The 12,848-nt window shown below is 47.7% G+C and carries 15 protein-coding genes and 1 rRNA gene; 14 read left to right on the forward strand and 2 right to left on the reverse strand.

The genetic code is table 11. The features are described 5' to 3' along the window. Positions 1-86 precede the first annotated feature (86 nt). A 5S ribosomal RNA gene (gene rrf, locus ABEQ74_RS26965) occupies positions 87-203 on the forward strand. A 205-nt stretch (positions 204-408) separates the two neighbouring features. On the opposite strand, the gene ABEQ74_RS26970 is transcribed toward rrf, so the two are convergent. Both ABEQ74_RS26970 and ABEQ74_RS26975 read right to left on the reverse strand, forming a co-directional pair. Continuing rightward, a complete protein-coding gene (locus ABEQ74_RS26970; RefSeq protein WP_430125312.1) occupies positions 409-1,119 on the reverse strand; it encodes an SRPBCC domain-containing protein in 711 nt (236 codons plus the stop codon). Next, positions 1,120-1,428, reverse strand: a complete 309-nt coding sequence (locus ABEQ74_RS26975; RefSeq protein WP_430125313.1) for a metalloregulator ArsR/SmtB family transcription factor — start codon at positions 1,426-1,428, stop codon at positions 1,120-1,122. It abuts the gene before it with no gap. Between the two features lie 163 nt (positions 1,429-1,591). On the opposite strand from ABEQ74_RS26975, the gene ABEQ74_RS26980 reads away from it, so the two are divergent. The 13 genes from ABEQ74_RS26980 (at position 1,592) to ABEQ74_RS27040 (ending at position 12,760) form a co-directional block, all read left to right on the forward strand. Next, entirely contained in the window at positions 1,592-2,626 is a 1,035-nt protein-coding gene (locus tag ABEQ74_RS26980; protein WP_430125314.1) for an ABC transporter ATP-binding protein, read from the forward strand. After that, positions 2,619-3,377, forward strand: a complete 759-nt coding sequence (locus ABEQ74_RS26985; protein WP_430125315.1) for an ABC transporter permease — start codon at positions 2,619-2,621, stop codon at positions 3,375-3,377. The genes ABEQ74_RS26980 and ABEQ74_RS26985 overlap by 8 nt, the downstream gene beginning before the upstream one ends. Before the next feature lie 45 nt (positions 3,378-3,422). Further along, entirely contained in the window at positions 3,423-3,788 is a 366-nt protein-coding gene (locus ABEQ74_RS26990) for a GntR family transcriptional regulator (RefSeq protein ID WP_054405468.1), read from the forward strand. Positions 3,789-3,812: 24 nt separating this feature from the next. Beyond that, positions 3,813-4,514: an ABC transporter ATP-binding protein gene (locus tag ABEQ74_RS26995; RefSeq protein WP_430125316.1), complete on the forward strand. Its 702-nt coding sequence runs from the start codon at positions 3,813-3,815 to the stop codon at positions 4,512-4,514. Beyond that, the gene (locus ABEQ74_RS27000) at positions 4,511-5,257 is read left to right on the forward strand and encodes a hypothetical protein (protein ID WP_430125317.1); all 747 of its coding nucleotides are present in this window, start codon (positions 4,511-4,513) and stop codon (positions 5,255-5,257) included. Before ABEQ74_RS26995 ends, ABEQ74_RS27000 begins: the two co-directional genes overlap by 4 nt. Before the next feature lie 350 nt (positions 5,258-5,607). Continuing rightward, a complete protein-coding gene (locus tag ABEQ74_RS27005) occupies positions 5,608-6,711 on the forward strand; it encodes an amidohydrolase/deacetylase family metallohydrolase (RefSeq protein WP_430125364.1) in 1,104 nt (367 codons plus the stop codon). Further along, a complete protein-coding gene (locus ABEQ74_RS27010) occupies positions 6,689-7,792 on the forward strand; it encodes a DgaE family pyridoxal phosphate-dependent ammonia lyase (protein ID WP_430125318.1) in 1,104 nt (367 codons plus the stop codon). Before ABEQ74_RS27005 ends, ABEQ74_RS27010 begins: the two co-directional genes overlap by 23 nt. 1 nt (position 7,793) lies before the next feature. Continuing rightward, positions 7,794-8,549 (forward strand): 2-dehydro-3-deoxy-phosphogluconate aldolase, encoded by a 756-nt coding sequence (dagF, locus tag ABEQ74_RS27015; RefSeq protein ID WP_430125319.1) that lies wholly within the window; start codon positions 7,794-7,796, stop codon positions 8,547-8,549. Further along, positions 8,542-9,558 (forward strand): sugar kinase, encoded by a 1,017-nt coding sequence (locus ABEQ74_RS27020; RefSeq protein ID WP_430125320.1) that lies wholly within the window; start codon positions 8,542-8,544, stop codon positions 9,556-9,558. The genes dagF and ABEQ74_RS27020 overlap by 8 nt, the downstream gene beginning before the upstream one ends. 7 nt (positions 9,559-9,565) lie before the next feature. Beyond that, positions 9,566-10,282, forward strand: coding sequence for a GntR family transcriptional regulator (locus tag ABEQ74_RS27025; protein WP_430125321.1), 717 nt, complete (start codon positions 9,566-9,568; stop codon positions 10,280-10,282). 358 nt (positions 10,283-10,640) lie between these two features. Beyond that, entirely contained in the window at positions 10,641-11,102 is a 462-nt protein-coding gene (locus ABEQ74_RS27030; RefSeq protein WP_430125322.1) for a CtsR family transcriptional regulator, read from the forward strand. Between the two features lie 25 nt (positions 11,103-11,127). After that, the gene (locus tag ABEQ74_RS27035) at positions 11,128-11,652 is read left to right on the forward strand and encodes a UvrB/UvrC motif-containing protein (RefSeq protein ID WP_430125323.1); all 525 of its coding nucleotides are present in this window, start codon (positions 11,128-11,130) and stop codon (positions 11,650-11,652) included. Positions 11,653-11,689: 37 nt separating this feature from the next. Then, on the forward strand, positions 11,690-12,760 hold the full coding sequence (locus tag ABEQ74_RS27040) for a protein arginine kinase (protein WP_430125324.1): 1,071 nt from the start codon (positions 11,690-11,692) through the stop codon (positions 12,758-12,760). Positions 12,761-12,848 lie beyond the last annotated feature (88 nt).

Below are 12,848 nucleotides of genomic sequence, written 5' to 3' on the forward strand. Positions count from 1 at the left end.
TCGGTCGAGGGCTTATCCTAATTATTTCAAAGTGCTGCAAATTTTGTTTCGTATCTAGTTTTCAGGTGATCAAGCATCTGAAGCCGTTTGGTGGCGATGGCGGAAGGGTTCCACGCGTACCCATCCCGAACACGACCGTTAAGCCTTCCAGCGCCGATGGTACTTGGACCGCAGGGTCCCGGGAGAGTAGGACGTCGCCAAGCGAACAACCATAAAGACCTTTATCGAGTCATCGATAACGGTCTTTTCCTATTCTTAGCCCTCATATCATCTAAAGTGATTCTTGGAGCATTTCATAAAGAAGACGACCCGACAGGATCGTCTATAGAATTCTAGGCTAATGATAATAAGCACTTCATCAGTAGTCCATGCATTATTAGCAATGTGCCTGATATATACTACTCTTCGCTAAGCTTCAATTTCTTTCTTCAGTCCATAAGGGAGTGCGAGAAGCACAGCACGGTGTAGGGTCCCGTGTCGAACGAATTCGATCGCAATCTCCTCGCCGGGTGTCATAGAAGTGACTTTATCTTCAAACTCATCATACTCGTGAATGACCTCACTATCCGCACGGATGATAATGTCACCTATTTCGATGACACCGTCAGCAGTTGTATTAGGAAACACTTCTAAGACTTTAACGCCCTCTATGCCGTTATCACGGTATGTATAATGATTTACGCCGATCCAGCTGGACCAGAAAGTGGGGCGGAGATCAGATTGTCCTTCCAGTACGCTTTTCATATTGCGCATAAATCGGTATGTACCAAAAGCCATATTATCCATCATCATGTATTCTCGTTCATTAGACCATAAACCAGTGTATTCAATGCTGACTAGGCTTCCCTCCGCATGCGGTGTAATTGTCCAAATTGTCAGTTCCTCATCCTCTCCCTTGAGGGTAAGTTTGTGAGGAGGGACAAGTTCCACGATGGTACCTTTATAGGATACGCCCCAGCCATAATCCAGAGTTATTTGGCCTCCGATCTCTAAGTCGATTTCACAATGCCGGGTTTCCCAACGATTGCGTTCTTGCGGATCGGTTAACGCCGACCATACTCTCTCCGGTGTAGTGCGAATAATGATGTCTCGTTTTACATGCTTGAAAATAGATGTCATTTAGGCATCCCCCTCTAAATATTGTTTGAGTCTGCTCAATTTGTTCTCCAGAATCGAACCCAATTCTTCTTGAAGCTCCTCATATCCGCGCTGAAAAGTCGGCGTATTCAACCGGTAATAACGGTATTTCCCTTCCTTACGAACAAGCAATAACTCCTCATCCATCAAAATCGTAAGATGTTTTTTAATGGCTGGCTGCGAGATATGGAAAGCTTTCACGATCTCAAGCTGGGCCAGCTCCTGATGAGCAACCATATTCAATATCTTCCTACGGATGGGATCTGATATTGCACGGTATAAATCACTCAATTCGATTCCCCCATCTCTATTATACATAACCATTTGGTTATGTAATCAGTATATTTCCCCAACCCTTGGATGTCAATGTATAGAATTTAATAAATTAGGCTTTACAGAACCAAAACACTAGTGTACTATTTAACTATAACACTGGTACTAAGGAGTGGAATACATGAGCGGAAACGATTCAAACGAAGTAACAACGAATATTGAGAATACCTCAGGCGAATTGGTTGATGGAATAAGCGGGTCGGCCTCCACCAATAGGAAAGATGCCAAGAAAGGGCCAGTCGTTCTTAGCGTGGAGCAGGTCACCAAAACAATTGGCAAGAAAAATATTGTAGACAGCCTAACCTTCGACATTCATCGCGGTGAAATTGTAGGCTTGCTTGGACCAAACGGTGCAGGCAAAACGACAACCATTCGGATGATTGTAGGATTGATCGAGATGTCCCATGGTGATGTGCGGGTGAAGGGACACAGCATCAAGTCCGATTTTGTTCAAGCGATCCGCCATATTGGCGGCATTATCGAGAATCCTGAATTTTATCCTTATATGAGCGGGTATGACAACCTGAGACAGTACCAGCGAATGACCGATGGAGTAACCATAACCAGAATTATGGAGGTGGTGAAGCTTGTCGGGCTGCAAGATGCCATTCACAAGAAGGTTCGTGCTTATTCTCTGGGAATGCGTCAACGGCTAGGAATAGCACAGGCATTGCTGCATAATCCATCGATTCTTATTCTTGACGAGCCGACGAATGGACTTGATCCAGCCGGCATCCGCGAGATGCGAGATTACTTGAAACAGATTGCTATAAATGAGGGAATTGCCATTCTCGTATCCAGTCACTTGCTATCGGAGATGGAACTTATGTGCAGTCGTGTGGTTGTCATTCAAGAAGGTAAGCTGGTCACCGAACGTTCTATCGGGGCGAAAACCGTTAATGAAGAGCTTTCCACGGTAAGCATTCGCGTGAATGATGTGGCAATGGCTGAACAAACCATTAGACATCTGCAGAAAATCACCATGCAAAGCAAAGCGGAGGAGGGGACGATTACCCTTCAACTTCGTGAAGAGGATATACCTACACTGATCCAATCTCTATGCGACGCCAGGGTACGGATTTACCGTGTGGAAGAGATGAAGTCATCACTCGAAGAAGAATTCTTGAAATGGACAGGAGGCAACCGCATTGCGTAGCTTTGGAAATCTCGTCTGGAACGAGTGGCTCAAAATGTTTAAGAAACGCAGCTTTTTTCTGCCATATGCACTTCTAGCGGGAATGGTGATCTTTACAGCGTTCATGCTCTACAAGTTTGCCGGCGGAGGGAATACCGGCTATGAGTTTGCCCACATGGCTGTCTCCACCAAGGGAATGGGACAAATGCTCACCCTGCTTGCTATTGTCGTGACAGCAGGAACCGTGGCCAAGGAGCACAGCATGGGAACGATTAAACTGCTGCTTATACGAGCGCAGAGCCGCTCCACCATTTTGGCATCAAAATATGTGGCCGTGTTGTTGTACTTGATAACGCTTGTGGCTTTCATGTTTGCAGTAGCTGTGCTGACCGGTCAAATTACGTTCGGCATGGATGGCGGCACCGTTACTCTTGGCGATGTGCTCAGTGCTGCAGTGAACAACCTGGTGTATACCATCGTATATGTAACGTTAACCTTTATGGTAGGCATTCTCACGAGATCAACAGGTCCTGCCATCGGCATTGGGATGTTTATAGTGATTATGGAGAGCATGGTGGTTCAGCTGCTTGCACGCTACTCCTGGTCCAAATACCTGCTTTTCCTGAACGTGGATCTATCCATATATAGCGGGGGCTCGAGTTCTCCGGTTCCCGGCATGAGCTTGACCTTCTCAATGATTGTGCTCGCTGTATACCTTCTCTTGTTTCTGCTGACAGGCTTTGTTACGTTTAAAAAAAGGGATGTCGCATAAGAAACCAGAGTACGAGGTAGAGCGGCGGAAAGGAGCAACCCGACAGTGAGTATAGAATTTGATAATAATCTGCCAATCTATTTACAGATCATGACGTATCTAAAAAAAGAAATCATTATCGGCAATCTTAAGCCAGGAGATAAAATACCGTCCGTTCGGGAATTAGCAAGTGAGCTACAAATAAATCCAAATACGGTGCAGCGTACTTTTCAAGAATTGGAGCGTGAGGGTATCGTGGAAACGCGGCGGGGATTGGGCCGATATGTAACAGGTGAGGAGTCTACAATAATGGCGATTAAAAAAGAAATGGCCGGCGATCTGCTGGAACGATTCATTCGCGGCATGCAGGAGCTTGGCTTTACGGAGCAAGATATCATAACGGTCGTGGAAGATGCTGTGAAGCAGCCATAAATCTAGAGCAGAGGTGATACCATGATGGAGAACCTGTTACAAGTACGGAACGTGAGCAAGACTTATGCAGGGGGACGAAGAGCATTACATGATGTGAATTTAGAGATAAGCGGTGGAAAAATTATTGGCCTGCTAGGCACCAACGGCAGCGGAAAGAGTACCCTTATGAAGATGGCGGCTGGGCTGATCCATCCTACAGCAGGCAGTGTGGAGGTGTGCGGCAAACCGGTCGGTCTGGAGACCAAGGGCTTGTTATCCTTTATGCCGGACCGTCCCGTGACCGAATCATGGATGAAGGTATCGGATGCCTTGGCATACTTTAAGGATTTTTATGAGGATTTTAATGTAGAGAAAGCTCGCAAAATGCTGGAATTCATGAACTTAAAAACCAATGATCGCATCAGTTCCTTGTCCAAGGGCATGAATGAACGTTTGCAGTTAACACTGGCTTTGTCCCGTGAAGCCCAGCTGTATATGCTGGATGAACCCATCGGCGGGGTAGATCCCATAGCTCGCGGAAAAATATTGGATGCCATCGTGGAATTCTACGACGAGGACAGCAGCATTATCATTTCAACCCATCTTGTCCGGGATATTGAACGGATATTTGATGAAGTCATATTTATTCGCGATGGTGAGGTTGTCATGTATGACGAAGTGGAGAACATCCGCTTAAAACACGGAAAAAGCGTGGATGAGATGTTTAAAGAGGTGTATGCGGAATGATGAGAGTGTTGAAATACGACTGGAAAAGAAACTCTACGATGCTGCTTGGCGCCTTCGCCATCCTCCTGATGGTACAGATAGGAATCACGGTGTTAGGCACTGTGAGGAACTGGGACCTGGCAGTCATGATTGTCTTAAGTATGTTGGCTTACACTTCGATGAGCGTTCTGCTTCTTGTGGTGACTGGCAAGACCTTCGGCTACAATATTAAAGCATATCATCGGCGTCTGATCCCCGTACGCTCCGTGTGGACTGTGGCTTCCTCACTAACACTCGCATGTGCAAACCTGCTGGTCCTGGGCGTAATGATGGCTCTGCATATTTGGTACTATGGGAGCGCTGCAGGCTTTCCGTGGGAGGTCATCCATTTTTCCGATTCGTCATTGATTAATTATGTCAGTCTCTTGGTGTTCATAGTATGGAAATTCATCTACGTGATGATAACGTTGTTTTTTTCCATCGCTGTGGCCAGCAGCTTAACAAGGAAGGGTGGCGTCTGGATTGGTATTCTGATTTTCTTCCTATTGCAAAATGTTCTGGGCTGGCTTAGTGAATTTCTCTTCGGAGATGATACAGCATTCAGCGGACCGGTAGCTTCCTTTTCAGTTATCGATTACACGGGCTTTACTTTCTCCCAAGGGCATCATGCCTGGGTATGGGGCGCATTTGCTTTTGAAGTAGTAGCAGCGGTCTTAATCTTGTATGCTACTGTCTATTTGATTGATCGGAAAGTGGAAGTTTAATCTTAGGGACTTGCGCATGTGTCCGGTAAATATGAATAAGATGAATAATATCATAGAATGAGAACAAATGAGACGGCCTGTCGAGGGCGGTCTCTTTTTTCGTGCCGGAATGGAAGGAGATCATGCTCACAAAATAGAACCATAACCATACTATATCAATCTCATTGGATGCGATAAGCCGGAGCAGTCTAGAAATCAAATAAAACAATTAAACATTATAACGTTATATTCACGTGAACGAAGTTCTGTGCTATGCTATAACCGTTACGAATATTCCCCATGTAAATCGGCGGATTGAAGTAGAGTTCAGGAAAGACAAGCAAGGCCAAAGGGGTGAGGATATGAAGATATTGGAGCAGCGTTTTGTGCTGCATAATGTACAGACCGTACACGATGATAAACCATTTGACATTGTTATGGAGAATGGATTCATCACGGAGATAACTGAAGCTAATAAAGCTTCGGGAACCAACAGCTTTGATGGTACAGGATTATATGTTTCTAGCGGCTGGATCGATATGCATGTTCATGCGGTTGCCAAGCTCGATCCTTACGGGGATGCCATCGACGAGATCGGCGTTAAGCAAGGGGTTGCTACGATTATCGATGCCGGGAGCTGCGGAGCCGACACGATCGGGGACCTTGCAAGCGAGGTTGCCAAATCCAAGACGAATGTGTTTGCTTTTTTGAATATTTCCCATATCGGACTTCAGCGGATCGATGAGCTTTCCCACCTAGCGTGGATTGATGCCGAAAAGGCACAGAAAGCGGTATGCACATATCCGGATTTAATCATTGGTCTCAAGGCAAGAATCAGCAAAAGCGTAGTCAAGGACAACGGGGTAGAGCCGCTTCGACTAGCCAGAGAGCTGTCCAAGTTAGCGTCGCTCCCGCTCATGGTTCATATCGGGTCAGGCCCGCCTCCGATTGAGAAAGTTCTGGAGCTGCTTCAGAAGGATGATATCATCACACATTATTTGAACGGAAAAGCTAACAATCTATTTGATTCGGCCGGAGAGCCGATCCCTGCATTGTTGGAAGCGATAGACCGCGGCGTACATCTGGATGTGGGGCACGGAACAGCAAGCTTCTCGTTCCTGGTTGCGGAATATGCGAAGAAACATGGGATTAAGTTTGATACCATCAGCACCGATATATATCGCGGCAATCGCATCGATGGTCCGGTATACAGCTTGGCTAATGTGATGACGAAATTTTTGTATTTAGGTTATAGTCTGCAGGAGGTTGTTTATGCCGTGACGGACCAAGCAGCGGCGTGGCTGCACAGGCCTGAGCTTGGCCGAATTCAGGTCGGGGACGCTGCTCACCTGACGTTGTTCGCGGTGCAGCAGGGAGCTATGAGCTTAACGGATTCCGAAGGGGAAGTCCGAGTAGCTGACCGATATATTGAAGCCAGAGGAGTGGTAGTCAATGGATCATTCGTTACATGCTAAATATGGACTGAAACGCGTCGTTAACGCGAGTGGGCGTATGAGTATTCTCGGAGTATCAGCTCCGACGAACAGCGTAATGGAGGCAATGCGGATTGGCGGTCAGAGCTACGTCGAGATCGCGGACTTGGTAGACAAGGCCGGCGATTACATAGCTCGTATTCTCGGCTCAGAAGCAGCGGTTGTTGTTAATTCAGCTTCCAGTGGAATTGCGCTTTCCGTGGCAGGTATTGTTACTGAAGGTCAGCGTCGGCGCAGCGATAGACTCCATCAAGAGCCGATCGCAAAAAATGAAATTATCATGTTCAAAGGGCATAATGTGCAATACGGAGCTCCGGTTGAGACGATGGTTTACCTCGGAGGCGGCAAGGTGGTTGAGGTTGGATATGCCAACGAAGGTCGTAAAGAACATATTGCCGAGGCGATTAATGAGCGGACAGCCGCTATTTTATATGTTAAATCCCATCACTGTGTACAGAAGAATATGATCTCGGTAGAGGAAGCGGCGGAAGTAGCCCAGTCACATGGGGTGCCGCTGATCGTGGATGCTGCTGCGGAAGAGGATATCCAGAAGTATGTAAAGTATGGAGATCTGGCTATATACAGCGGCTCTAAAGCCATCGAAGGTCCGACTTCCGGCATCGTGGGTGGCAAGCATCAATATGTCGAATGGGTGAAGGCGCAGCTCCATGGTATTGGTCGCAGCATGAAGGTAGGCAAGGAAACGACGTTTGGGCTTCTCCAGGCATTGGACGAATATATGGTCAAGGAAGACAAGAGCGAGCAGGAAAAGGCCGCCCTTGAGCAAATGAAATCTCTGTCGAATTTACCGGGTATTGAGGTAACTATTGTGCAGGATGAAGCTGGTAGGGCGATTTTCCGAGGACGGGTAAAAGTGGATGAGGAAGCGGCAGGAGTTAGTGCCAAGAGCATGAACGACCAGCTTCGCGAAGGCGATATCGCCGTTTATACGAGGGACTATGGAGTTCGTCAGGGGTATTTTGATATTGATCCACGCTCTTTGTCCGGTGATGATTTGCAAGTCATTATTACAAGAATACAACAGATTGCAGGGGGAAACTAAGATGGCAAACATGGAGAAACGTCTTTACAAAAACCGCACGGCCCTGAACGTTCTTGCAGGCAGCATTCAGAATGCAAAGGACATATTTGAAGCCTCGGAAGGACATGTTCTGGTCGGTGTGTTATCCAAGAATTATCCGAACGCGCAAGAGGCTGTGTCCGCGATGAAGGAATATGGCGCCGCTATTGAAGATGCGGTATCCATCGGGCTGGGAGCGGGCGATAATCGTCAAGCTGCCGTGGTAGCCGAGATCGTGAAGAGCTACCCTGGGACGCATATCAATCAGGTATTTCCTGCGGTTGGGGCAACACGTGCCAATCTGGGCGGTGAGGATAGCTGGATTAACAGCCTCGTGTCTCCTTCCGGTCAAGTGGGATATGTGAACATCAGCACCGGGCCAGTGAGCGCAGCCGGATCTGACAAAGCCATCGTACCTGTGAAGTCAGCTATCGCTCTTGTCCGCGATATGGGCGGCAATGCGTTGAAGTATTTCCCGATGCAGGGCCTGAAGCTGGAGGATGAGTACCGCGCGGTAGCGAAGGCATGTGCAGAGGAAGGATTTGCGCTTGAGCCTACAGGCGGAATTGATAAAGACAATTTTGAAGCTATCGTTCGCATCGCCCTCGAAGCCGGAGTACAGCAGATTATCCCTCACGTGTACTCGTCAATTATCGACTCCGCAAGCGGAGATACGATCATTAGTGATGTTCAAGAGCTGCACCATAAGCTAAAAGCACTGGTTGATCAATATGCCTAAGAGAATAGCTGCGTATGGCGAAGTGATGATGCGTCTGCAAGTACCGGGATATGCATCCTTGGCTCAAGAGAGTCATCTGAATTATTCCTTCTCCGGGACGGGTGTGAATATCGCTTCGGCCATGGCAAGGCTTGGTCATAACGGATATTTAGTGAGCACGCTCCCGGACAATCCACTTGGCGAAGCAGCGATCTCTTACCTGCGTAAGCTTGGGATCGGCACATCGCTAATCAGCCGTGGCGGCAAGTATGTGGGCATGTATTTTCTGGAGAACGGATTCGGTGTCAGGCCTGGACGCGTGACCTATACGGATCGATTGGGCAGCAGCTTTAATACGGCTGAGGACTCCATGTATGATTTCCGTGCGATAGCTGAACAGATTGATATTATCCACTTCTGCGGCATAACGCTCTCCATGAACGATACCGTACGGGGACAGATGAAGGCATTGGCCCGTGAAGTCAAAGCGAATGGCGGCACGGTTGTGTTCGATTGCAATTACCGCCCTTCCTTATGGGGAGCAGATCGTTATTCATTTGCCAAGCCGCACTATGAAGAAATGCTGAGCCTGGCGGATATCGTATTTATGAATGAGAAAGACGCCATGTATATCCTTGGCATGGAGACGACCCGGGAGGATCGGATGGAACAGCTGCAGGAGTTGATCCCGCAGGTGACGGCGAAGTATAATATTAAGGTTGCATCGGGTACTCACCGCAAGATCAACGGTGATAATACCCATTCCCTGCAAGGTTACCTTTACACGGATGGAACGTTCTATTTTTCCCAGACTCTAACCTTTTCCGTCCATGACCGCATTGGAGCGGGGGATGCCTATGCCAGTGGGATCATTCACGGGATAGCGGAGGGATTCGATCCGGGACGGACAGTTGACTTTGCTGCTGCTGCGGCAATGCTGGCCCATACCGTAACGGGGGATACGCCGACCGCGAACGAACGTGAAGTCCTGCAGGCGATGAGTCATCATATGTCTGACGTGGAAAGGTAGGAGTGGCATGTCGATCACGCGGAAGAACGGTCCGCTATACTTGCAAATCAAGAAGATCATTAAAGATCGGATTCTGCATGGGGAGTATCCCCTAGGTTCTCTTATTCCTTCGGAGCCGCAGCTGGAACAAGAATTCAATGTCAGTAAAATGACGGTTCGCAATGCGATCCAGGAACTGTATCAGGAAGGTTATGTAGAGAAGCGCAGCGGAGTGGGGACGATGGTGACCCGGAATACATCCTTCTCCAAGCTTTCCAAGGGAAAGCTGTTTACGGAGATTCTGGTTGAAGAGGGACATCAGATTCGGAAGCGGCACCTGAAGACAGAATGGGTACATAATGAGCCTGACAGCGATTTGTTCCAGAAGTTTGGTGAACGCTGTTTACTCATCGAACGATTGTATTTGCTTGATGGGAGTCCGTTTATTTACTATACCCACTATGTATCATCTCAAGTAGATATGGGTGAAGCGTTCGGTTCGACCGAACTGCCCTCATTGTATGACCGCATCGAGGAGAGCCAAATTACGCTGGAGAATTTCAAGGATCGCTTTCTCGCTGCCGTAGCAGATGAAGCGACAGCTAAATTGCTGGACGTGAGCGTAGGCGCCCCGCTGTTGAAGCGATTAAGGTCTTCTTATGACGGGACGGGCAGCATCATCGAGTACAGCATTGGTTATTACAATACAGAGTTGCAGCATTATTTGATCAGCTATGATGCGTAATTTATATATAATTACAATGAGATTATGCTCTTAAAGAAGCAGCTTGAAGGCCCGATATGTTCGGCTTTCAGGCTGTTTTTTTATGATAGATTATTGCAGGTTTGAACGTGCTCTTCAAATAGAGGCTATAAGTGCTTGGGAAAGTGGGTACAATAAGAAGGAAAAGTTTGTTGATATTCGCGGAGGCCCTCTTGGCAAAATGAAAAATTGTGCTATAATAAGATTAAAGTCAAAGAAAGTCAAAGTCAGCTGGCAGGTTCGTTGATTTTGGTTATGGTTAAATGAACGTAAGGCTCTGTGCGGACGTGTAAGGTCACTATCCGTCTTAACGTTTCAATCAGTGGAGGATGAACAGATCATGCGTAATATCTCGGATATTATCGAACAATACTTGAAGAGTATATTGCAGGAAAGTCCGGAAGGTACCGTTGAAATTCAACGAAACGATCTGGCGGAGCAATTTTCTTGCGTTCCATCTCAGATTAACTATGTGATCAGTACACGATTCACGCTGGAGAAGGGCTTCCTTGTCGAAAGTAAGCGAGGGGGAGGCGGATACATACGCATTCAGCGTATTGAGCTTCCCCAGCATGCTGCATTACATCAGCATCTTCATCACACCATCGGCACCATGATCGATCAGACGGTAGCTGAAGGATTGATCTATCAGCTGGAAGAAGCCCGGTTTCTAACAAGGCGGGAGGCCAGTCTGATGCGGGCCGCGATTTCCAGGGAGTGCCTGAATGTGAAGCTTCCACTTCGGGATGAGCTGCGCGCAAGGTTGATGAAGGCAATGCTTATTTCTTTATTGGGTAAGTGAGTCTGTGTAAGGAGGCATCGGAGTTATGTTATGCCAAGAATGTGGTAAACGGCCGGCGACACTTCATTTCACCAAAATTGTGAACGGGGAGAAAACCGAGTTCCATTTTTGTGAAACTTGTGCCCGTGAAAAAGGGGAATTGATCCCCGGCACGTCGAATGGTTTTTCTATACACAGTTTGCTGTCGGGTCTGCTGGATTTGGATCCTGCCGGCAAAGGGCAGAGCCCTGGTGCAAAAACAGCCCAGTCACTGCGATGCGAAGAATGCGGGATGACGTATTCCCAGTTCAGCAAGCTTGGGCGTTTTGGCTGCAGCTCGTGTTATAAATATTTTTCGGATCGATTGGACCCGTTGTTTAAGCGAGTCCATGGAGGTACCTCCCATGTCGGGAAGGTGCCGAAGTGTTCAGGCGGCCGAATACAGATTAAGCGCCAGATCGATGAGCTTAAGAAAGAACTTCAGATGCGGATCGTGCAGGAGGAGTTTGAAACAGCTGCCGAGATCCGCGATCAAATCCGTGAGCTGGAGAAGAACATAGCTCAGGAATAACAATTATGGTTTTGCACTTTAATAGGAGGAATGCGTGATGTCTAATCTCCGGTTTACCGATTCGGCGCTGAGCGAGTGGATGCGTGGAAACGGTCAGGATTCCGACATTGTCATCAGCACCCGTGTCAGGGTGGCGCGCAATCTGCAGCATCTTCCTTTCCCGCTGCTTGCAACGGATCAGCAGTCGGGAGAAGTGCTGGAGCGTTTGACCCGTGTGCTTGAGGATAAAGATCAGGAGGATTTGCAGGATTTCGGGAATTTGCATGTAATTAAATTAAGTGAGATTGATGAGCTGGATAAGAGGGTTCTCGTTGAGAAGCATCTGATTAGCCCCAATCTGGCGAACGAATCCCGAAACGGTGCAGTCATCCTGACAGAAGATGAATCCGTCAGCATTATGATCAATGAAGAGGATCACTTGCGCATACAGTGTTTATATCCCGGATTTCAGGTTCGTGAGGCATGGGCCCGTGCGACAGCGCTCGATGATGTATTTGAGTCCGAAATCGATTATGCGTTTGATGACAAACGCGGATATCTCACGAGCTGTCCGACGAATGTCGGTACGGGGCTTCGGGCATCGGTTATGATGCATCTGCCCGCGCTTGTGATGACACAGCAGATTAACCGGATCCTCTCGGCTGTATCCCAGGTCGGTTTAACGGTTAGAGGAATTTATGGTGAAGGCAGTGAAGCACTGGGAAATCTGTTCCAGATCTCGAATCAGATTACACTCGGTCAAACCGAAACAGAGATCATTGAGAATCTTCATAGCGTCGCCTTGCAAATCATTGAGCATGAGAAGAATGCCAGAGCAAGACTTCTGGGTGAATCCAAGCTGCGTATTACCGATCGGATTATGCGATCTTACGGGATACTCTCCTATGCGGCAGTTATGGATTCCAAGGAAGCGGCCCAGCGACTGTCCGATGTTCGGCTGGGTGTGGATTTGGGCCTGCTGGAGGGGCCAGATATATCGGTCATGAATGAGCTGAACGTAAAAACACAGCCTGGATTTCTGCAGAAAACCTATGGTATCGGCATGGATCCTTCCGAACGGGACATGTACAGGGCAAAGCTTATCAGAGAAACATTGGGTAATCATTAAGGAACGATCTCGTTTTACATTGGATAACGGTTTGTAACGTCTTCTTAGCGGCGATACACCGAAATTCACGAGATTTAATATATTAATC

Source organism: Paenibacillus solani (assembly GCF_050475945.1).
Classification (GTDB): Bacteria; Bacillota; Bacilli; order Paenibacillales; family Paenibacillaceae; genus Paenibacillus_AQ; species Paenibacillus_AQ solani_A.